The sequence below is a fragment of the Rhizobium sp. Leaf384 genome (assembly GCF_001424065.1).
Taxonomy (GTDB): domain Bacteria; phylum Pseudomonadota; class Alphaproteobacteria; order Rhizobiales; family Rhizobiaceae; genus Ferranicluibacter.
In genome coordinates this window covers 913,126-933,024 of the sequence record NZ_LMQE01000005.1, presented here as the reverse complement: position 1 = coordinate 933,024, position 19,899 = coordinate 913,126, and the positions used below count along the sequence as shown (strand labels likewise).

The following is a 19,899-nucleotide window of genomic DNA, read 5'->3' as shown; positions in this document are numbered from 1 at the left end:
GCCATGTTAAGCTTCATTCGAAAACGCGCCGTCGCCAGCCTGATCTCCCTCGTCGGACTGATCGTGATGGTGTTCTTTCTGTCGCGCCTGACGGGCGATCCCGCGGCACTCTTTCTCCCGGTCGAAGCGTCCGCGGAGTTGAAGCAGCAGTTCCGGGAACTGCATGGCCTCAACGATCCCTTGCTCATGCAGTTTGGTCACTATGTCGGCGATGTCGTCACCGGAGATTTCGGGGAATCGCTGCGCAAGGCGCGCCCGGCACTCGACGTCGTGCTCGAAGCCTTCGTCTGGACGCTGTGGCTCGCCGCGATCACGATGACGCTGGTTACCGGTGCCGCCATCCTCGTCGGTTCGCTTGCCGCCTTTCGCGCCGGCGGCTTTTTCGACCGGTTCTCCTCGGTCGTCTCGCTGATCGGTGCGTCCGTCCCGGATTTCTGGCTCGCGATCGTCGCCATCGTGGTCTTCTCGATCAATCTTGCCTGGCTGCCGACCTCCGGCACCGGATCGGTGCTCCACTGGATCCTGCCGATCTGCGTGCTGTTCGTGCGCCCCTTCGGCATCATCGTGCAAATCGTGCGCGGCTCGATGATCGGCGCGCTGTCGTCGGCCTACGTGAAGACGGCGCGGGCCAAAGGGGTCAAGTCCGGCCCGATCATCTTCATCCACGCGCTGCGCAATGCCATGTTGCCCATCATAACGGTCATCGGCGACCAGGCGGCGAGCCTTTTGAACGGCGCCGTGATCGTCGAGACCATCTTCGGCTTTCCGGGCGTCGGCAAGCTGATGATCGACAGCATCCTCCAGCGGGACTTCAACGTCGTGCTGGCCGCCATCCTCGTGACTGCGCTCGCGATCTTCCTCATGAACCTGCTGATCGACCTCGCATACGCGCTGCTCGATCCGCGCATTCGGCATTGAGGCGCTGACCATGACACTGCAGACCATCGACGCGCCGCTCGCCGAAGAGCCTTCCTTCCTGAAGCGCATGGGCCGCATGCTGTGGGCCGACAAGTTCGCGCTTTGCGCCGCCATCTTTCTCCTTGTCATTCTGGTTCTGGCCATCATCGGCCCGCACTGGATGGGCGATCTCGCCACCAAGCAGAACCTGCGCGGTCGCAATGCCGCACCGTTCGACTGGAGCCGCGGCTGGGTGTGGTGGATGGGCGCCGATGCGCTCGGACGGCCGCTGCTTGCCCGCATCGTGGTGGCAACGCAGAACACACTCATGGTGGCTGCCGGCGCCGTTGCCATTTCCTCGATCACCGGCACGCTGCTCGGTCTCGTCGCCGGCTTCTCGTCGCCGCGGGTGAACCAGATCATCATGCGGCTGGCCGACGTCATCATGTCGTTCCCGTCGCTGCTGATCGCGGTCATCGTGCTCTACGTTCTCGGCGCCTCGATTCTCAACCTCATGCTGGTGCTCGCCATCACCCGCATTCCCGTCTACCTGCGCACCACGCGGGCGGAAGTGCTGGAGATTCGCGAGCGCATGTTCGTGCAGGCGGCCCGGGTCATGGGGGCTTCCAGCAAGCGCATCCTGTTCCGTCACATCCTGCCCGTGGTCCTGCCGACGCTGACGACCCTTGCGACCCTCGACTTCGCCTATGTGATGCTGGCGGAAAGCGCCTTGTCCTTCCTCGGTATCGGCATCCAGCCGCCGGAGATCACCTGGGGCCTGATGATCGCGCAGGGACGCCAGTACCTCCAGAATGCGTGGTGGCTGTCGTTTTGGCCGGGCCTTGCCATCATCCTCACCACCATGTCGCTGAACCTCCTGTCGAACTGGATGAGGATCGCGCTCGATCCCGTCCAACGCTGGCGTCTCGAAATGAAGGGTCGCAAAAATGGCTGACCATCTCCTCGAAGTCCGCAACCTCTCCGTGGAGTTCCACACCGCCGTCGGCGTCGTGAAGGCGGTCCGTGACATTTCCTACCATCTCGACCGGGGGGAAACGCTGGCCATTCTCGGGGAAAGCGGCTCGGGCAAGTCGGTGTCCTCCTCGGCGATCATGAATCTGATCGACATGCCGCCCGGCCGCATCAGCGGCGGCGAGATCCTGCTCGACGGCGTCGATCTCCTGACGATGCCGGCGCAGGCGCGGCGCGAGGTCAACGGGCGCCGCATCGCGATGATCTTCCAGGATCCGCTCAGCCACCTGAACCCGGTCTACACCGTGGGATGGCAGATCCGCGAGGCGCTGACGACGCATGGCACGGACGGCGCGACCGCGCAGGCCGAGGCCCTGCGGCTGATGGGCCGCGTCGGCATCCCCGATCCCGAAGGATCGCTCGGGAAATATCCGCACGAATTTTCCGGCGGACAGCGCCAGCGCGTCATGATCGCCATGGCGCTCGCGCTGCGGCCGGACCTCTTGATCGCCGACGAGCCGACGACGGCGCTCGACGTGACCGTCCAGGCGGAAGTGCTGGCGCTGCTCGAGGAGTTGCAGCAGGAAACCGGCATGGCCATCCTGATCATCACCCACGACCTTGGCGTTGTCGCCGAGGTGGCGGACCGCGTGGTGGTGATGGAAAAGGGCCAGCTGGTGGAAAGCGGTACGGTGCGCGAGGTCTATCGCAATCCGCAGCATCCCTATACCCGCAAGCTGATTGCGGCTGCGCCGGGAAAAGGCGAGATGCACGTGCCGCTGCCGCGCGTCGAGCCCGTGCTGTCGGTGCGCGAAGCCCGCAAGTCCTATGGCGCTTTCGAAGCGCTGAAGGGTGTTTCGTTCGACCTCATGCCGGGCGAAACGCTCGCGGTGGTCGGCGAAAGCGGCTCGGGGAAATCCACGCTGGCCCGTGTTCTGCTGCGACTCGAGGAGCCGACCGGTGGGAGCGCGCTGTGGAAGGGCAGGGACCTGTTCCAGATGGGTCCGACGGAGCTCTACAAGCTGCGCCGCGATCTGCAGATGGTGTTCCAGGACCCGACGCAATCGCTCAACCCGCGCATGACGGTCTACCAGCTGGTCTCGGAAGCCTGGGTCATCCATCCCGACATCCTGCCGAAGCCGAAATGGCGCGCACGCGTGGCGGAGCTGCTGGTGCAGGTGGGACTGGGACCCGAGCATATGGGACGCTACCCGCATCAGTTTTCCGGCGGGCAGCGTCAGCGCATCGCGATCGCGCGGGCGCTGGCTTTGGAGCCGCAGCTGATCATCTGCGACGAGGCGGTATCGGCGCTGGACGTTTCGGTGCAGGCGCAGGTGATCGCGCTGCTCGACAATCTGCGCAAGACCATGGGCATCGCCTTCATCTTCATCGCGCATGACCTGCCGGTCGTCCGCGATTTCGCCGACCACGTCATGGTGATGCAGAACGGCAAGGTGGTCGAGCTGGGGACGGTGCGGGAGGTTTTCGACACGCCGCGCGAAGCCTATACGCAATCCTTGCTGGCGGCCGGCCTCAACCCCGATCCCGACGTCCAGGCCGCGCACCGTGCGGCACGCCTGCAGCGGGCCTGAGGCTTCATCAGAGGCCGGAAAATTCGAGAGTTCAGGAGAACATGATGTCCAAGAAAGCCTTCGTCGCGCTCGTCACCTGCTTCAATGACGACGAAACCATCAACTACGCCGCGACGCGCGCACAGGTCCGACGTCAGGTCGCGGCCGGCAACAACATCATGTGCGCCGGCACCAATGGCGACTTTTCGGCACTGACCTATGATGAGAAGGTGCGGCTGACCGAAGAAGTGGTGGACGAGGTCGCGGGCAAGGTCGATGTCATCGTCAATGCGGGGATGCCGGCGACGTTCGAGACGCTGAAACTGGCCCGTGCGTTCGACCGGATCGGCGTCACGGGCATTGCCGTCATCACGCCCTTTTTCATCGCCTGCACGCAGGATGGCCTGATCCGGCATTTTTCAACGGTCGCGGATGCGGTGCAGACACCTGTCTATCTCTACGACATTCCCGCCCGCACGCAGAATCACATCGAGCCGGAGACCGCCCGGGCGCTGGCGGCGCATGGCAACATTGCCGGCATCAAGGATTCGGGCGGCGCCAAGGAAACGCTGGAAGCCTACCTCGCGGTCGGCAAGAGCGTCGACGGCTTCGAGGTCTATTCCGGCCCCGATCATCTTGTGCTCTGGTCGCTGCAGAACGGTGCTGCGGGCTGCATCTCGGGCCTCGGCAATGCCATGCCGGCGGTCCTCTCCGGCATTCTTACAGCCTTCAACGCGGGCGACATCGCCGAAGCCGAACGCCAGCAGGCCATCTACACGGCGTTTCGAACGGACCTTTATGCCCTCGGTTTTCCGCCGGCGCTGGTCAAGCGTGCGCTCTATCTGACCGATCCGTCGGTCGGTGCCAGCCGCCAACCGGCCCTGTTGCCCGACCGGGAGCAGGACGCGAAGATCGCGGTGATCCTCGAACGCTACGGCCTGATGGCGGCCTGAGACAGTCGACCAAAAAAATCCTGGGGGCCTCGGGAAAAAGATGTCCACGATCGCTGGACAAGCCGGGCGAAGGCCTTTATACGCCCGGTCACACCGCAGCGATGCAGTGTTGCACCGCCACGATGCGGCGCAGGATGGGTGATTAGCTCAGTTGGTAGAGCAGCTGACTCTTAATCAGCGGGTCGTAGGTTCGAACCCTACATCACCCACCAAATTTTCTTCAATGCGCGTTTACGACGATCCTCGACAGCCCCCAGGGGTAGTCGAACTCGTGGCGATTCCTGTCTCTCCGCCAATTCTACAGCACACGTGTCACCATGCCGTCGCATGACCCACGCGCTGTGGCTGCTCGACGTCTTACGTCATCGCCTTCGTCGGCAATGTCGCGGATTGCGCGCTCGAAAAACCTTGTCCGGATCTCTTGTATTTATTTTGTCGACAGAGCGTGGACGATTTGGTACAGCCATCTCCGACAGCGAGCGAACGATGTTACAACGGTTCGGCTCGCACTTCCTTCGGAGACATGAGATGACCGTTCCCGTTTTTGCCGGCTGCATTCCCGCCCTGATGACGCCCTGCCGCTCCGACCGCACGCCGGACTTCGATGCGCTCGTGCGCAAGGGGCGCGAACTGATCGACCTCGGCATGTCGGCGGTCGTCTATTGCGGATCGATGGGCGACTGGCCGCTCCTGACCGACGCGCAACGCCAGGAAGGCGTCCGCCGGTTGGTCGAGGCGGGCGTGCCCGTCATCGTGGGGACGGGTGCCGTGAGCACGGCTTCGGCTGCAGGGCATGCGGCGCATGCGGCGAAGGTCGGTGCGAAGGGCCTGATGGTCATCCCGCGGCTTCTGTCGCGGGGTTCGTCGCTTGCCGCCCAGAAGGATCATTTCTCGGCCGTGCTGAAGGCGGCCGACGGCCTGCCGGCCGTCATCTACAACAGCCCGTATTACGGTTTTGCCACGCGCGCCGACCTCTTCTTCGCGCTGCGTGCGCGCTATTCAAACCTGGTCGGCTTCAAGGAATTCGGTGGCAAGGCCGATATGACCTATGCGGCCGAGAACATCACCTCGGGCGATGACGATCTCATCCTCATGGTCGGGGTCGACACCGGTGTCTATCATGGCTTCGTCAACTGTGGCGCGGGCGGGGCGATCACCGGCATCGGCAACGCGCTTCCCAAGGAAGTGCTGCACCTCGTCGCCCTTTGCGAGAAGGCGGCCAAGGGCGATGCCGAAGCGCGCCGCGATGCCAAGGAGCTGGAAGAGGCGCTCTGGGTGCTCTCGACCTATGACGAGGGTCCGGATCTCGTTCTCCATTACAAGTATCTGATGGTGCTGAATGGTGACGCTGAATACACGCTGCACTTCAACGAGGGCGATGCCCTGAGCGCCTCGCAGCGCCGCCATATCGAAAACCAGTACACCCTGTTCAAGGCCTGGTACGCGTCGCGTTATCCCGCCTGAGCCAATAAGTGCCCGACTAGAAAAAAGCCCATGCCGCGCGCTGCGACATGGGCTTTCTGTTTTTGAACGGAGCGTTTCAGGCTACCATTTCTGGTGGACGTGCGGCGCGATCAGGCGCGTGTAGATCTCGCGCGAGGCGGCCATCACGTCGTCCGTCAGAGGTGCGAGATCCGCCGCCGCTGCATTGGCACGGGCCTGCTCGGCATTGCGGGCGCCAGGGATGACGACGGTGACGGCATCGCTCATCAGGATCCAGCGAAGCGCAAAGGCTGCCATGGTCGCACCCTGCGGCACAAGCTTGCGCACCTCTTCCACGGCCTGCAGGCCGACCTCGAAGGGAACACCGGCAAAGGTTTCGCCGACATCGAAGGCGTCGCCGTTGCGATTGAAGTTGCGGTGGTCGTCCTTGGCAAAGTGCGTGTCCGCCGTGATCTTGCCGGAGAGAAGGCCGCTGGCAAGCGGGACGCGGGCGATGACGGCGATGTTGCGGCGGCGGGCCTCCTGGAAGAACAGGTGGTCAGGGCGCTGGCGGAAGAGGTTGTAGATGATCTGGATGCTGACGACGCCCGGATATTCGATCGCCTTCAAGGCCTCTTCGACCTTCTCCACGGAGACGCCGTAGCCCTGGATCTTGCCGGCGGACTGCAGGGCGTCGAGACCTTCGAACACGTCCGGCCGATAGAGAACCTCCGTCGGCGGGCAGTGCAGCTGCACGAGGTCGAGCGTCTCGACGCCGAGATTGGCAAGGCTGCGGTCGATGAAGCCTTCGAGGTTCGCCTTGGTGTAGCCATCGGCCACATGCGGGTTCAGCCGGCGGCCGGCCTTGGTCGCGACCATCGGGCGCGTCCCGCCACGGGTCTTCAGCACATCCGCAATGATCTTTTCCGAGCGGCCATCGCCGTAGACGTCGGCGGTATCGATGAAGGTGATGTTGTTATCAAGCGCCGCGTTCAGGGCGTCGCGGCCGTCGGCCTCGCTGACGTCGCCCCAGGATCCGCCGATCTGCCAGGCGCCGAAGCCGACATTGGACACGGTGAACGGCAGTCTGCCGAAGGAATGGTTTTTCATGATGATCTCCCTTTCGAAGTCCCTGCGGCGACATGACGATCCATGTCGATGGTAAGCCGCAAAGTGCCTCCTGATCGAAGGCTATGACCGAAGTGTCCGGCCACGGCAAGCAAAGGCGCGCTCGCCGACAAGGTTCCCGAACCGATGCGCCGGACATTGCGAAAATGCCCGGCGCGCGGATGCTGGATGGTGCCGGGTGAGGCTCAGGCCGTCTGCATGGCGCCCGGTCCCGGGATCGCTTTCGGCGGAACCTTGCCGAGAATGATCATGCCGAGCACCTCGTCCTTGGTCACATCCTCCGTGCGGGCATGGCCGACGACCTGACCATTCTTCATGACGGACACCCGATCCGCGAGATCGAAGACGTCGTGAATATCGTGGCTGATCAGGAAAATGCCGATGCCTTCGCGTTTCAGCTGGCGGATAAGGTCGCCAACCTGCGCGGTCTCCTGCGGTCCGAGGGCCGCGGTCGGCTCGTCCATGATGAGGATGCGCGCATCGAACAGGATCGCACGCGCGATCGCCACGGATTGCCGCTGCCCGCCCGAGAGCGCCTTCACGGGCTCCTTGAAACGGCGGAAGTTCGGGTTCAGCCGTCCCATCACCTCGCGGGCCTTCGCCTCCATCGCCACGTCATCGAGCGTGCCCCACGGGGTGCGCAGTTCGCGCCCGAGGTAGAGGTTCGCGGCGGCATCCACGTTGTCGGCGACGGCGAGCGTCTGGTAGATCGTTTCGATGCCGTATTTCTTGGCGTCTCGCGGGTTGGAGATGTCGGCAGGCTGGCCGTTGATCAGGATCTCGCCGCCATCCCGCTTGTAGGCGCCGGACAGGATCTTGATCAGCGTCGATTTGCCGGCCCCGTTGTGGCCGAGAAGCGCCACCACTTCGCCGGGGTAGAGGTCGATCGACGCATTGTCCACGGCGTGGATGCCGCCGAAGGAGATCGAGACATTCTTCATCTCGACCAGCGGGGTGCCGGTCGGCGTCGTCGGCGTGTGTGCACCGGCGGCGGCGGCAGGGAAGCCTGGGGGTGTTGTCGTGGGCATGATCGGCCTCCTTACTTGGCGCGCGCGCGATAGACGGTGTCGAGCCAGACGGCGACGACCAGCACGAAGCCAACGACGATGCGCTGGAGCGGGCTGTCGATGCCGAGAAGCACCATGCCCGACTGCAGGGACTGCATGACGAAGGCGCCCAGCATGGCGCCGGCGATGGTGCCGACGCCGCCGGCGAGGGACGTTCCCCCGATAACCGCCGCGGCGATCGTGTAGAGTTCGTCGAGTTCGCCCTGGGCATTGGTGGCGGCGTTGAGGCGGGCGGTGGAGATGGCGGCGGCGATGGCGCAGAGGATGCCCATCAGCGCGAAGATGCGCACCGTGACCCAGCGAGTCTTAATGCCCGCGAGCTCTGCCGCTTCCTGGTTTCCGCCGATGGCAAAGACATAGCGGCCGAACCGCAGGCGGGTGGAGATGAAGGTCATCACGATCCCGACGGCGATGGCGATGAGGACGGGAACGGCAATGCCGTGCGAGATCTTCAACCCGCCCTCAGGCACGGGAATGGCGTTGGCCTCGGCATAGCGCGTCGCGATGTTGACGGGCCAGTAATAGCTGTTGGCGACGAAGACCGCTGCGATGACGATGGCGCAGGAGAGGGTTGCGAGGACATATTCGGCCCAGACCGGGCGACGCGGGAAACCGAAGCGCTTGCGCTGCTTGCGGGCGTTGAGGATGGCTCCGACGATCGCCAGGCAGGCAATCAGCCCGACGACCCAGCTGGCGGTGGCGCCGATGGAGCCTTCCGTGCCGCCACCCATGAGGCGGAAGGTGGCGTTCATCGGAGCGACCGTCTGTCCCGAGGTCACGAACCAAGTCGCGCCGCGCCAGACGAGCAGGCCGCCCAGCGTGACGATGAAGGACGGCACGCCGAGAAAGGCGATGATAACGCCGTGGAGCGCGCCGATGAGCCCCCCGACGACCACGCCGCAGGCCAGGGTCACGATCCAGGTGAGCGAGCTGTCGAGGCCGAGATATTGCGGCAGGATCTGCGCCTGGAGGACCCCCATGACCATCCCGCAGAAACCAAGCACCGAGCCGACGGACAGGTCGATGTTGCGCGTGACGATGATCAGCACCATCCCGGTCGCCATCACGGCGACGGAGGAGGTCTGCACCGTCAGATTCCAGAGGTTGCGCGGGGTCAGGAACAGGCCGCCCGTCAGCAGGTGAAAGCCGATCCAGATGATCAGCAGAGCGCCGATCATGCCGAGCAGGCGCGTATCGATCTCGGTGGCGCGGAAAAAGCGGCGGACCGGGTTCTCGGTCGTCGCGCGCGCCGTGTTGAATGGAATGGTGTTGGTGGTTTCGGCCATGGCCTCGTCGTTCTCCCTCATGCGCCGGGCAGGCGTGCCTGTCTCTTGCCGCGCGTATGGCCGGCTGTCTCGCGCGGATCCCGGCCTGTGTACAAGCCGTGTTCCCGCCGTCTTCGAGCCTCTCGCTCGCGCGGCTCCCCGCCGTGCGCGATCGGGGCGGACGCGGCACGCTCCATGCCCCGTCCGCCCCGTTTCACGTCAGTCGACCATTACTTGCAGGCTGCGACCGAACCGGCCTTCACGCCCTGGCAGGCTTCTTCCTTGCTGATCCACTTGGCGTCGATCACGGCGTTCAGGTTGTCCTTGGTGATCGGCATCGGCGACAGGAAGACCGACTTCATCGCGACCTTCTTCGGGCCACCTTCGAAGGTCTGGACATCGGCGATCTCGTCCATCTTCTTGCCGTTGGCGAGTTCGACCGCGATTTCCGCGGCGCGCTTGCCGAGGACGCGGCTGTCCTTCCAGACCGATACGGTCTGCGTGCCGAGCGCCACCCGGTTGAGCGCTGCCTTGTCGGCATCCTGGCCCGAGACCGGAACGGAGCCGGCGAGCCCCTGTGCGTCGAGCGCGGCGATCGCCCCGCCAGCCGTGCCGTCATTGGAGGCAACCACGGCGTCGACCTTGTTGTCGGCCGCAGTCAAGAACTGCTCCATGTTCTTCTGGGCCAGTTCCGGCTTCCAGCCGTCGGTGTAGGCTTCGCCAACATTCTTGATCTTACCGGCGTCGATCGCTTCCTTCAGCACTTCCATCTGACCGGAGAAGAGGAAATCCGCGTTCGGGTCGGACGAGGAGCCCTTGATGAAGACGTAATTGCCTTCCGGCTTGGCCTTGAACACTTCGCGGGCCTGCATGCGGCCGACTTCCTTGTTGTCGAAGGTGATGTAGAAGGCCGCAGGATTTTCGATCAGACGGTCGTAGCCGACGACCGGAATGCCTTCCGCAGCTGCCTTTTCGATGGCCGGGCCGATGGCCTCGGAATCCTGGGCGAGCACGATCAGCGCATTGGCGCCCTGCGAGATCAGCGATTCCACATCCGTCAGCTGCTTGGCGGCGGACGACTGGGCGTCGGCCGAGATGTACTTGTCGCCCGATGCTTCGAGCGCGGCCTTGATGGCTGCCTCGTCCGTCTTCCAGCGCTCTTCCTGGAAGTTCGACCAGGACACGCCGACGACGAGGTCCTTGGCCTGGACGGCCGAGTGCAGGGATACGATGACGGCAACGCCAGCCATGAGTTTCAGAACGGATTTCATCAAAACCTCCCAAACGCGGCTGACCGTTCGCGCGAACCTCCCGCACGACCCCCGCCCAGCCCCAAAACCTGCCGATCTCTCCTCCTGAGAGTTTTTTCTCGACAGTCGAGAAAATAGATGTCAGAGAAATTTGAGGCTGTCAACACGTCCTCATGCTAAGGATTTCGACGCCGTTTCGGCACGGCTCTGCGCCGTCGTGACCCAGGGAAGATCAGGCTTCGCATGCTCAACAAGGCCGGCTCAGAGCAGATGCGACAGCAGAATATCCTGCTTGTTCTCTCTGCGCTGCGCCGCCATGGACCGCAGTCGCACACCGACCTCGCCGAGCGGACGGGCCTGTCCTCGGCCACCGTCTCGGCCATCACCATGGAGCTCGAAAAGACCGGCGTTCTCGAACGCAGCGAGCAGCAGCCGGGGGCGGGGCGGGGACGTCCGCGCGTTCTTTTCTCGCAGCGGCGCGCCTGCGGCTATCTCGTCACCGCGCAGATTTCCTCGGACGCCGTCCAGTATTCGCTGGTCGACTATGCCGGGCGGCTGATCGATCGGTTCGACGAGACGCGACGTCACGATGCGCAGGCTTCCTCGCAGTTCGCGCTGCAGTTTCGCGAAGCGCTGCGCCGGCTGGTGGAGCGTTCGCAGCTTGCGCGCGATGCCGTGATGGCGATCTCGATCAGCAGCAAGGGAACGGTCGATGCCGATGGGCACCGCCTCCTCTGGTCGCCGCTCCTCGGCGGTCAGGAAATCGATTTTGCGGCGCTGCTGTCTCCGGATTGGCGCGCCGTGGTGACCCTCAGCAACGAGACGCTTCTCGTTGCCCAGGCGCTCGGCCTCGCGGCGAAAAGCTATCCGGAGGGGCATGCCCTGGCCGTCGTTTCGCTCGGCCACAGCATCGGGCTCGGCATCGCGCGGCTGCGCCGGCACGACGAGGTGGAGGCGAGCGCGCCCAATTTCGGGCACATGCTTCATGCGCCCGGCGGCGGTCTCTGCCGCTGCGGCGGGCAGGGGTGCATCGAGGCAACCGCCGGCTTCTACGGCATCCTGCGCACGGCCTTCCAGGTTCCGGCCGACACGATCCCGGCGAAATTCGTTCCCTTGCCCGAAATGGACAAGATCGCGCAGACGGCACGGGCGGGCAACCGGATGGCCGGTTACGCCTTCCGCCAGGCGGGACTTGCGCTCGGGAACGGACTGTCGCGCCTGATGAGTTTTCACGATCGCCTGCCGGTCGTGTTCACCGGGCCGGGAACGCGCTATTTCGATCTCCTGGCGCCGGGGATCGAGGAGGGGCTGTCGGCCTCGCACGAGGTCCGGCTGAAGGGACGGCCCGAGATCACCGTGCATCCGGACGAGCAGCGCCTCGTCTTCGAGGGGCATCTTGGCCGCGCCTTGACCGGCATCGACCAGGCGATTGCCGAAGCGCGGCTCTCACCCTCCGAAAAGCGCTCCGCCTGAGGCGGTCAGACGCCGAGCGTCTTCAGCCGGCTTTCGCGCAAAAGACCACTCGCATCCATGATCGGATGGGCGACGGAGACGATGTGGGCGTTGATGCGCTTGAGATCGCGCAGCATGTCGAGATGCAGCGAGCTGGTCTGCAGGCTGTCGGCATGGCCGTCGCGCAGGCGCTGGAAGTGCCGCTCCGCAGACTGCTTCTCGAGATTGCGCACCTCCACCTTCACCTCCATCAACTGGCGGGCGAGGTCGAGATCGCGGGTGACGAAGATCGTCTGCGCGATGCGCAGATTGTCGATCGTCAGGTCGAACAGCGTCTTCAGTTCCTGGAAGCCGGCATCGGAGAAGTTGAGGCCGAGCGTGATCTTCTTCGTCACCTGGTCCAGAAGGCCCTTTTCGATGATGTCGCCGACATGTTCGAGGTTGATCGCATAGTCGATGATGACGATCGAGCGTCGGCCGTTCTCATCGTCCAGCCCTTTCCGGCCGAGTTTCGACAGATAGATTTTCACCTCCTGCTGGAGGCTGTCGACGCTGTGCTCCAAAGCCGGGATCTGGCGGAGCGGCGTGATGTCGTTTGTGCGGAACGCGTCCGACGCGAGAATGAGCATGCGTTCGATCAGGTCGCCGACCCCGAGCACCTCGCGCGTGGCGCTGGTCAGCGCGACGACGGGTGTGGACAATTCATGGTTGTCGAGAAACTTCGGTGCATTTTCCCGCTCGGGTTGGTCCGGAACGATGCGCATCATCAGGATCGAGAGGCGCCGGGCGAAGGGCCAGGCGGCAGCGGCCAGCAGGATGTTGAAGATGAGATGGGCGTCGACCGGAAGTTTCTCCGGCGGCAGCGGCAAGCGTCGAAGAAGATCCGCGCCGAAACCTGCAAGCGGCAGGGCGACGAGGCAGCCGCAGGTGCGCACGATGAGGTTTCCGAGCGTCACCCGGCGCGCGGCCGGAGGCCCGCTCAACGTCGCGACGAAAGGCGGAATGGCGCCACCGAGATTGGCGCCGAGCACGAGCACGACAATGAGGCCGGGGGAGAGAATGCCGGTCGAGGCAAGCGAGAGGATGAGAACGACGATCGCGAGGCTCGAGGACGAGACGAAAGCGAGCACGGCGCTGAAGACGAGCGCAACCAGCCACGCGCCGTCGAGAAGCGCGATGAAGGCGGCCAGCGCGGGGGAGTTGCGCATGGGCTCGGTGGCCAGGCCGAGCAGATGCAGCGACAGGAGCATCAGACCGATGCCGATCAGCGCGGTGCCGCCGCCCTGGCGTCCGCTGTGCTTGCCGCGATAGAGAACGGTTCCCGCGAGAATCAGCAGTGGCGAAAGCCACTCGATGCCGGTCGAGACGATCCAGGCCGTGACCGCCGTGCCGATATTGGCGCCGAGAAGCACGATCTGCGCCAGCCGCTGCTTGACCATGCGGCGTTCCACGAAGGACGAGACCATGAGGGCCGTCGCCGTCGAGCTCTGCAGGGCGACGGTCGCGACGAAGCCGGAGAGAAACGCCCGCCAACCATGCTTGGTCCCGGTCGCAAGCCCCGTGCGCAGTCGTGCGCCGAAGGCCCGCGACACGCCGTCCTTCACCAGCGACAGGCCGAAGAGGAGGAGCGCGATCGCGCCGAACAGATTGATCATGACGATGGTGGATTGCATCAGGCTTCGTTCCGGCAGTCGTGCAGAGGGGGCTTCGCCTGCAGACATGTCGGAGCATAGGGTGCGGGACGAGGAGGGGCAACGATACCGCCGAAAGTAGCAGTTTGCCGGCCTGTTTTCACGGGCGCCTGCGACGCCGGCCGTCGTTATCCCCGCTTGCAGGCGGAGAATGCGGTTTTGCGGACCTCAGGAGGCCCGGGGCGGCATCAGGGCGGGACGGACGATCTGGATCAGGTGCTCGATGCGGCTCTCGCGCTCCCGATCGGTCATCGGTATCGGCCGTCGGATGAGGGCGGTCACCAGCGATTCGCCGATGATGGCGCCGACGAGCAGGCTGGCGAGTTCTGCCGGACGATCGCCCTTCAGCCGGCCGGTCGTCTGCAGGTGCGCAAGGATATCGGTAAGCTTTTCCTTGCAGCAGCGCAGCCCATTGTCATGGAAGGCCGCGGCCAGCTCCGGTGCATGGGCGCTTTCCGAGATGACGAGCCGGGTGATGTTGACCTGGCGATCCGAGAGCACGAAGGCCGAAAGGCGAGACAGAATATCGGCGACGACTACGTCGGCCGCCTGTTTTTCGTCCGGCATGTCCAGTTTGATGTCGGCTTGCATGACGCGGTCGATCAGGGCGACGAACAGGTTCTCCTTCGTCCCGAAGCTGCGATAGACCGTCTTCTTTGACATCCCGCAGGCCTTGACCACGTCGTCCATCTGCGTCGAGCGATAGCCCTGTGAGACGAAACACTGCTCGGCTGCGTCGAGAATGAGGTCGCGGCGGCGCGCTTCGCTGATCGCGGCAGGGCGGCCGGGCCTTTTCTTGCAACTGTCTGCGCATGTGCTCATGTGGTCGTCTTGACTTTCGGAAACCGATGCGTTTTCTATCAATAGGAAACTGAAGGGTTTCCCGTCAAGTCCGAGAGGTCTCCCTCCGGACCGAATGGCAACATGGATCCGATCATGACATTCCCCCACGCCCGCCTGGCGCTCGTTGCGACCCTGGCGGTGTCCTTTCTGGCAGCCTGCTCCGACGAGGAGGCGCCGCCGCCGAAGCCGGTGCCGCGCGTCCGCGTCGAGACGGTCGCCCCCAAACCGTCGCAGACGGTCATCAGCCTGACCGGTTCCATCGCAGCGAGGACGGAGACCAACCTGTCTTTCCGCACCAGCGGCCGCATCATCGAACGCCTGGTCGATGTCGGCGACGCGGTGCGCAAGGGACAGTTGCTCGCCCGGATGGACGACGAGGTGCAGCAGGCGGATCTCGTGTCCGCCCGCGCGACGCTCGCTTCCGCCAATGCCGATCTGTCGCATGCCAACGCGGCCTTTGCGCGGCAGCAAACCCTGCTGCGCGCCAACTCGACGGCGCAGACCACGTATGATCTCGCGGAAGAGAATCTGAAGGTGGCCAAAGCTTCGCTCGAATCCGCCGAATCGGCGCTGAGCAATGCCGAGGAGACCTTGTCCTACACGCGGCTGACGGCCGGTGCCGACGGGGTCGTGACCGCGCGGAACGCCGATGTCGGCGAGACCGTTCAGGCGGCACAAGCCGTCTTCTCGGTTGCGGTGGATGGGCCGCGCGATGCCGTCTTCGACATCTACGAGTCCCTGCTGCGCAGCGGCGAGCCGCCGGAGGTGACCGTGAGCCTTGCGTCCGACCCTTCGGTCGTCGCGCGCGGACCTGTGCGTGAAATCGCGCCGACGGTCGACCGGCAGACCGGCACGGTCCGCGTCAAGGTCGGGCTCGAACAGCCGCCGGCCGCCATGACGCTCGCCTCGGTGGTGCGAGGGACGGTCTCGCTCGCAGGTCCACCGGCCTTCACCCTGCCGCCGAGTGCGCTTGCCGCGTCCGGCGGAAAGCCTGCCGTTTGGATCCTCGATCCCGCCAAGACCACCGTGTCGCTCCGCCCGGTGACGGTTGCCGACTACCAGACCGATGCCATCATTGTCGCCACGGGCCTGAAGGCCGGCGAGCAGGTCGTCGTCGACGGCACCAAACTGCTCCGCGAAGGGCAGACCGTGCTGCCTGCCGAGGGGAACACCCCATGAAGCCCGCTCTCATTCTCCTGCCGCTCGCTTTCATGCTGGCGTCCTGCTCGGACGACGGGGAGACGGCGCCTCCGCCGCCGCGGCCGGTCAAGTCGCTGGTGCTGGAGGAGACGAATTCCGCACCCCTGTCCTTTGCCGGCACGGTCGAGCCGCAGATCGTCACGAACTACAGCTTTCAGATCCTCGGGCGCATGGTCTCCCGCAATGTCCAGGTCGGCGATCCCGTGGAACGGGGCACGCTGCTGGCCGTGCTGGAATCCACGGCGCTGGAGCAGGACGTGGCGGCCGCGCAGGCATCGCTCGTCAGCGCGCAGGCCTCCAGCAACAATGCCCGCGTGGTGGAGCAGCGCCAGAAAGGCCTCTTCGCCAAGACGGTCGTCTCCCAGGCGGCTGTCGAGGATGCGGTGCAGGCGGCACAGGCGGCGCAATCTGCCGAAGTGCGGGCGCGGGCCAATCTCGCCAAGGCGCAGGAGCGGCTGAGCTACGCGAAGATCGCCGCCGACTACACCGGCGTCGTCACCAGCACGGCTGCGGAGCCGGGCCAGGTGGTGGCTGCCGGACAGACCGTCGTGACCGTCGCGCGGCCGGATCTTCGCGATGCGGTGGTCGATCTTCCCTCTTCGGCAGCGTCCGGCGTCAAGATCGGCGACCCGTTCCTCGTGGTTCTCCAGTCCGACCCGACGACGGTGGTCAAGGGTCGCGTCCGCCGGATCGAGCCCTCAGCCGACCCCGTCACCCGTTCGCAACGCATCCGCATCGCGCTGCAGGCCGCGCCCGCCGCCTTCCGTCTCGGCTCCGTCATCTCCGTCACCTTGCCGGATACACGCCCGTCCGAGCTGCTGCTGCCGGCAACCGCCCTCGTCACGCGCGACGGCAAGACCTTCGTCTGGATCATTCCGGAAGGCACGGAGGCTGTTGCGATGCGCGAGGTGGCGACCCGGGACACCCGTGGTGATCGCGTATCCATCTCTTCCGGCCTCAAGCGCGGCGACCGTGTCGTCGTCGCCGGGGTCAATAGCCTGACCGACGGGCAGAAAATCCGCATTTCCGGAGACTTGAAATGACGCCGTTCAACCTGTCGGACTGGGGGCTGGGGCACCGCTCGCTTCTCTGGTATTTCATGCTGGTCTTCTCGATCGCCGGCTTCTTGTCCTACCTCAACCTCGGGCGCGAGGAGGATCCGTCCTTCACCATCAAGACCATGATCATCACCGCCCAGTGGCCCGGCGCCACGGTGGAGGACACGATCAAGCAGGTCACGGAGCGCATCGAGAAGAAGCTCGAGGAGTTGCCGCAGCTCGATTATACGAAGAGCCAGACCGTGGCCGGGCAGACGACCGTTTTCGTCTATCTGCGCGAAACCACCCCGGCGGCCCAGGTCGCGCCGACCTGGGTGCGGGTGCGCAATCTCGTCAGCGACATCAAAAGTTCCTTCCCCTCGGGCGTGCAGGGACCGTTCTTCAACGACAGCTTCGGCGACGTCTACGGCAATATCTACGCCTTCACCTCGGACGGCTTCTCGCAGCGCGAGCTTCGCGACACCGTGGAGGCCGTGAGGGCCGAGGTTCTGACCGTCCCCAACGCCGGCAAGGTGGATATCATCGGGGCGCAGGACGAGGTGATCTTCCTCGAATTTTCGTCGCGCCAGCTGGCCGCCCTCGGGCTCGACCAGCAGAGCGTGGTGGACACGCTGCAGGCGCAGAATGCGGTGGCGCCCTCCGGCGTCATGCAGGACAGTCCCGAACGCATCAGCGTTCGCGTGTCCGGCCAGTTTTCCTCCGAAGAGAGCCTGCGCAACCTCAACCTGCGCGTCAACGACCAGTTCTTCCGGCTGAGCGACGTGGCGTCGATCCGCCGCGGCTATGCCGATCCGCCAAGCACGATCTTCCGTTACAACGGCGAGCCGGCGATCGCCCTGGCCGTCAACATGAAGCAGGGCGCCAATCTTCTCGCCTTCGGCGAGGCGCTCACCGAACGCATGGACACGATCGAGCAGAAGCTGCCGGTCGGCATCGATGCGCATCTGGTGTCCGACCAGCCGAAGATCGTCGACGAGGCGGTGACGGGCTTTACGCGCGCGCTGTTCGAGGCCATCGCCATCGTGCTCGCGGTTTCCTTCGTCAGCCTCGGCCTCAGGGCCGGGTTGGTGGTGGCGGTGGCGATCCCGCTCGTTCTGGCGATGACCTTCGTCATCATGGAGTATCTCGGGATATCCCTGCAGCGCATCTCGCTCGGCGCGCTCATCATCGCGCTCGGCCTGCTCGTGGACGACGCGATGATCGCGGTGGAGATGATGGTGGCGCGGCTCGAGGCGGGCGATGACCTGCGCAAGGCCGCGACCTATGTCTACACCTCGACGGCCTTTCCGATGCTGACCGGCACGCTGGTCACCGTCGCGGGCTTCATTCCGGTCGGTCTCAACAACAGTGCGGCCGGTGAGTTCACCTTCACGCTGTTCATCGTCATCGCCGCGTCGCTGATTCTCTCCTGGATCGTCGCCGTGCTGTTCACCCCGCTTCTCGGCGTTCTGATGCTGCCGAAGACGATGAAGCAGCATCACGGCTCCAAGGGTATCGTCGCCCGCATCTTCTCGCGGCTTCTCCTCACCTGCATGCGGTTCCGCTGGGTGACGATCGCCGTCACGCTGATGGTGTTTGCAGGCTCGGTGTTCGGCATGCAGTTCGTGCAGCAGCAGTTCTTTCCCTCGTCGGACCGCAACGAGCTGATCATCGACTGGAACCTGCCGCAGAGCGCCTCGATCCGCGAGACGCAGCGCCAGATCGCCCAGTTCGAGAACGAGAAGCTGAAAGGCAATCCGGATGTCGAGCACTGGTCGAGCTATGTCGGGCAGGGCGCGGTCCGCTTCGTTCTGTCGTTCGACGTGCAGCCGAACAGCCCGGCCTTCGGACAGACGATCATCGTCAGCAAGAGCATCGAGGCACGCGATCGGCTGAAGGGTGATCTCGAGGCCTACCTCAAGAAGACCTTCATCGGCACGGATGCCTATGTGAAGCTGCTCGACATCGGCCCGCCGGTCGGACGTCCCGTCGCCTATCGCGTCAGCGGACCGGATATCCAGACGGTGCGGCAACTGGCGCTCGATCTCGGCAACATCGTCGGCGGCAACAAGCATCTCGGCGACGTCGCCTATGACTGGAACGAGCCCGCCCGCGTGGTCAAGATCGATGTCCAGCAGGACAAGGCCCGCCAGCTCGGCATCACGTCGCAGGCGATTGCCACGACCATCAACGGCATCGTCGGCGGCACGACGGCCACGCAGGTGCGCGACGACATCTATCTCGTCAACATCGTCGGACGTGCCGTGGAGGCGGAACGCAGCTCGATCGAAACGCTGCGGGACCTGCAGCTTCCGGTCGGCGACGGCCGGTCCGTTCCGCTCGCAGCCGTGGCCACCTTCCGCTACGACGTCGAACAGCCGCTGATCTGGACCCGCTCGCGCATCCCCACGGTCACCGTGCGGGCCGGCATGATCGACAAGGTTCAGCCGGCCACGGCCGTGGCCGAGCTAGCTCCGGCGGTGAAGACGTTCGAAGCCACGCTACCGCCCGGCTATGCGGTTGCGGTTGCCGGTGCCGTCGAGGAAAGCGGCAAGGCGCAGGGACCGATCGCCGCCGTCGTGCCGCTGATGCTGTTCGTCATGGCGACCATCCTGATGATCCAGCTGCAGAGCTTCAGCCGGCTCTTCCTGGTCTTCGCGGTCGCCCCGCTCGCCATCATCGGCGTCGTCGCCGCCTTGCTGCCCAGTGGCGCACCGATGGGCTTCGTGGCCATCCTCGGCATCCTCGCGCTGATCGGCATCCTGATCCGCAATTCGGTGATCCTGATCGACCAGATCGAGACGCTGCGTCGCGATGGGGTCGCGCCCTGGCGTGCGGTGGTGGAGGCCACCGAACATCGCATGCGGCCGATCATGCTGACGGCCGCCGCGGCCAGCCTTGCGCTCATCCCGATCGCCCGCGAGATCTTCTGGGGTCCGATGGCCTATGCCATGATCGGCGGCATCGTCGTGGGCACGGTCCTGACCTTGCTCTTCCTGCCAGCGCTCTACGTGGCCTGGTTCCGCATCCATGAGGAGAAGCCCGACGCGGACGCTGGGGCAAGCGTGCCCTCCACATCCGAGCCCGACCTTCAGCCCCAGGGCTGAACAAGGCTCGGCAACGATCGTTCAGCCGCGCCGTCCCGCCGCGC

The 19,899-nt window shown here is 64.8% G+C and carries 15 protein-coding genes and 1 tRNA gene; 10 read left to right on the top strand and 6 right to left on the bottom strand.

Annotated elements, in window-relative coordinates:
• Positions 1–3 precede the first annotated feature (3 nt).
• The 6 genes from ASG25_RS12715 (at position 4) to ASG25_RS12690 (ending at position 5,857) form a co-directional block, all read left to right on the top strand.
• Positions 4–918, top strand: a complete 915-nt coding sequence (locus ASG25_RS12715; protein WP_062474041.1) for an ABC transporter permease — start codon at positions 4–6, stop codon at positions 916–918.
• Positions 919–928: 10 nt separating this feature from the next.
• Positions 929–1,852, top strand: a complete 924-nt coding sequence (locus ASG25_RS12710; protein WP_062474039.1) for an ABC transporter permease — start codon at positions 929–931, stop codon at positions 1,850–1,852.
• The gene (locus ASG25_RS12705; RefSeq protein ID WP_062474037.1) at positions 1,845–3,461 is read left to right on the top strand and encodes an ABC transporter ATP-binding protein; all 1,617 of its coding nucleotides are present in this window, start codon (positions 1,845–1,847) and stop codon (positions 3,459–3,461) included. Before ASG25_RS12710 ends, ASG25_RS12705 begins: the two co-directional genes overlap by 8 nt.
• Before the next feature lie 44 nt (positions 3,462–3,505).
• Entirely contained in the window at positions 3,506–4,393 is an 888-nt protein-coding gene (locus ASG25_RS12700; RefSeq protein ID WP_062474035.1) for a dihydrodipicolinate synthase family protein, read from the top strand.
• A gap of 136 nt (positions 4,394–4,529) precedes the next feature.
• Positions 4,530–4,605: transfer RNA gene (locus tag ASG25_RS12695), tRNA-Lys, on the top strand.
• A gap of 316 nt (positions 4,606–4,921) precedes the next feature.
• Positions 4,922–5,857, top strand: a complete 936-nt coding sequence (locus tag ASG25_RS12690; RefSeq protein ID WP_062474033.1) for a dihydrodipicolinate synthase family protein — start codon at positions 4,922–4,924, stop codon at positions 5,855–5,857.
• 81 nt (positions 5,858–5,938) lie between these two features.
• On the opposite strand, the gene ASG25_RS12685 is transcribed toward ASG25_RS12690, so the two are convergent.
• From ASG25_RS12685 to xylF, 4 genes are all read right to left on the bottom strand, one after another.
• Positions 5,939–6,925 (bottom strand): aldo/keto reductase, encoded by a 987-nt coding sequence (locus ASG25_RS12685; RefSeq protein WP_062474031.1) that lies wholly within the window; start codon positions 6,923–6,925, stop codon positions 5,939–5,941.
• Between the two features lie 203 nt (positions 6,926–7,128).
• The gene (locus ASG25_RS12680; RefSeq protein WP_062474587.1) at positions 7,129–7,884 is read right to left on the bottom strand and encodes an ATP-binding cassette domain-containing protein; all 756 of its coding nucleotides are present in this window, start codon (positions 7,882–7,884) and stop codon (positions 7,129–7,131) included.
• Positions 7,885–7,982: 98 nt separating this feature from the next.
• On the bottom strand, positions 7,983–9,296 hold the full coding sequence (locus ASG25_RS12675; protein ID WP_062474585.1) for a sugar ABC transporter permease: 1,314 nt from the start codon (positions 9,294–9,296) through the stop codon (positions 7,983–7,985).
• Between the two features lie 209 nt (positions 9,297–9,505).
• On the bottom strand, positions 9,506–10,546 hold the full coding sequence (gene xylF / locus ASG25_RS12670) for a D-xylose ABC transporter substrate-binding protein (RefSeq protein ID WP_062474029.1): 1,041 nt from the start codon (positions 10,544–10,546) through the stop codon (positions 9,506–9,508).
• A gap of 222 nt (positions 10,547–10,768) precedes the next feature.
• On the opposite strand from xylF, the gene ASG25_RS12665 reads away from it, so the two are divergent.
• On the top strand, positions 10,769–11,998 hold the full coding sequence (locus ASG25_RS12665; protein WP_062474027.1) for an ROK family transcriptional regulator: 1,230 nt from the start codon (positions 10,769–10,771) through the stop codon (positions 11,996–11,998).
• Positions 11,999–12,003: 5 nt separating this feature from the next.
• Here ASG25_RS12665 and ASG25_RS12660 read toward each other — a convergent pair whose 3' ends face one another.
• Both ASG25_RS12660 and ASG25_RS12655 read right to left on the bottom strand, forming a co-directional pair.
• Positions 12,004–13,650 carry a Na/Pi cotransporter family protein gene (locus ASG25_RS12660; RefSeq protein ID WP_062474025.1) on the bottom strand — a complete coding sequence of 549 codons (1,647 nt, stop codon included), beginning with the start codon at positions 13,648–13,650 and terminating at the stop codon, positions 12,004–12,006.
• 186 nt (positions 13,651–13,836) lie between these two features.
• Positions 13,837–14,490: a TetR/AcrR family transcriptional regulator gene (locus ASG25_RS12655; protein ID WP_062474023.1), complete on the bottom strand. Its 654-nt coding sequence runs from the start codon at positions 14,488–14,490 to the stop codon at positions 13,837–13,839.
• Positions 14,491–14,604: 114 nt separating this feature from the next.
• Between ASG25_RS12655 and ASG25_RS12650 the strand changes: the two genes are divergently transcribed.
• Genes ASG25_RS12650 through ASG25_RS12640 form a run of 3 tightly spaced genes read left to right on the top strand, consistent with a single transcriptional unit; the run spans position 14,605 to position 19,855 of the window.
• Complete coding sequence (locus ASG25_RS12650; protein WP_062474583.1) at positions 14,605–15,690, top strand: efflux RND transporter periplasmic adaptor subunit; 1,086 nt, start codon at positions 14,605–14,607, stop codon at positions 15,688–15,690.
• Positions 15,687–16,754: an efflux RND transporter periplasmic adaptor subunit gene (locus tag ASG25_RS12645; RefSeq protein WP_062474021.1), complete on the top strand. Its 1,068-nt coding sequence runs from the start codon at positions 15,687–15,689 to the stop codon at positions 16,752–16,754. The genes ASG25_RS12650 and ASG25_RS12645 overlap by 4 nt, the downstream gene beginning before the upstream one ends.
• A complete protein-coding gene (locus ASG25_RS12640; protein WP_062474019.1) occupies positions 16,751–19,855 on the top strand; it encodes an efflux RND transporter permease subunit in 3,105 nt (1,034 codons plus the stop codon). Before ASG25_RS12645 ends, ASG25_RS12640 begins: the two co-directional genes overlap by 4 nt.
• The last annotated feature ends 44 nt before the right edge of the window (positions 19,856–19,899 follow it).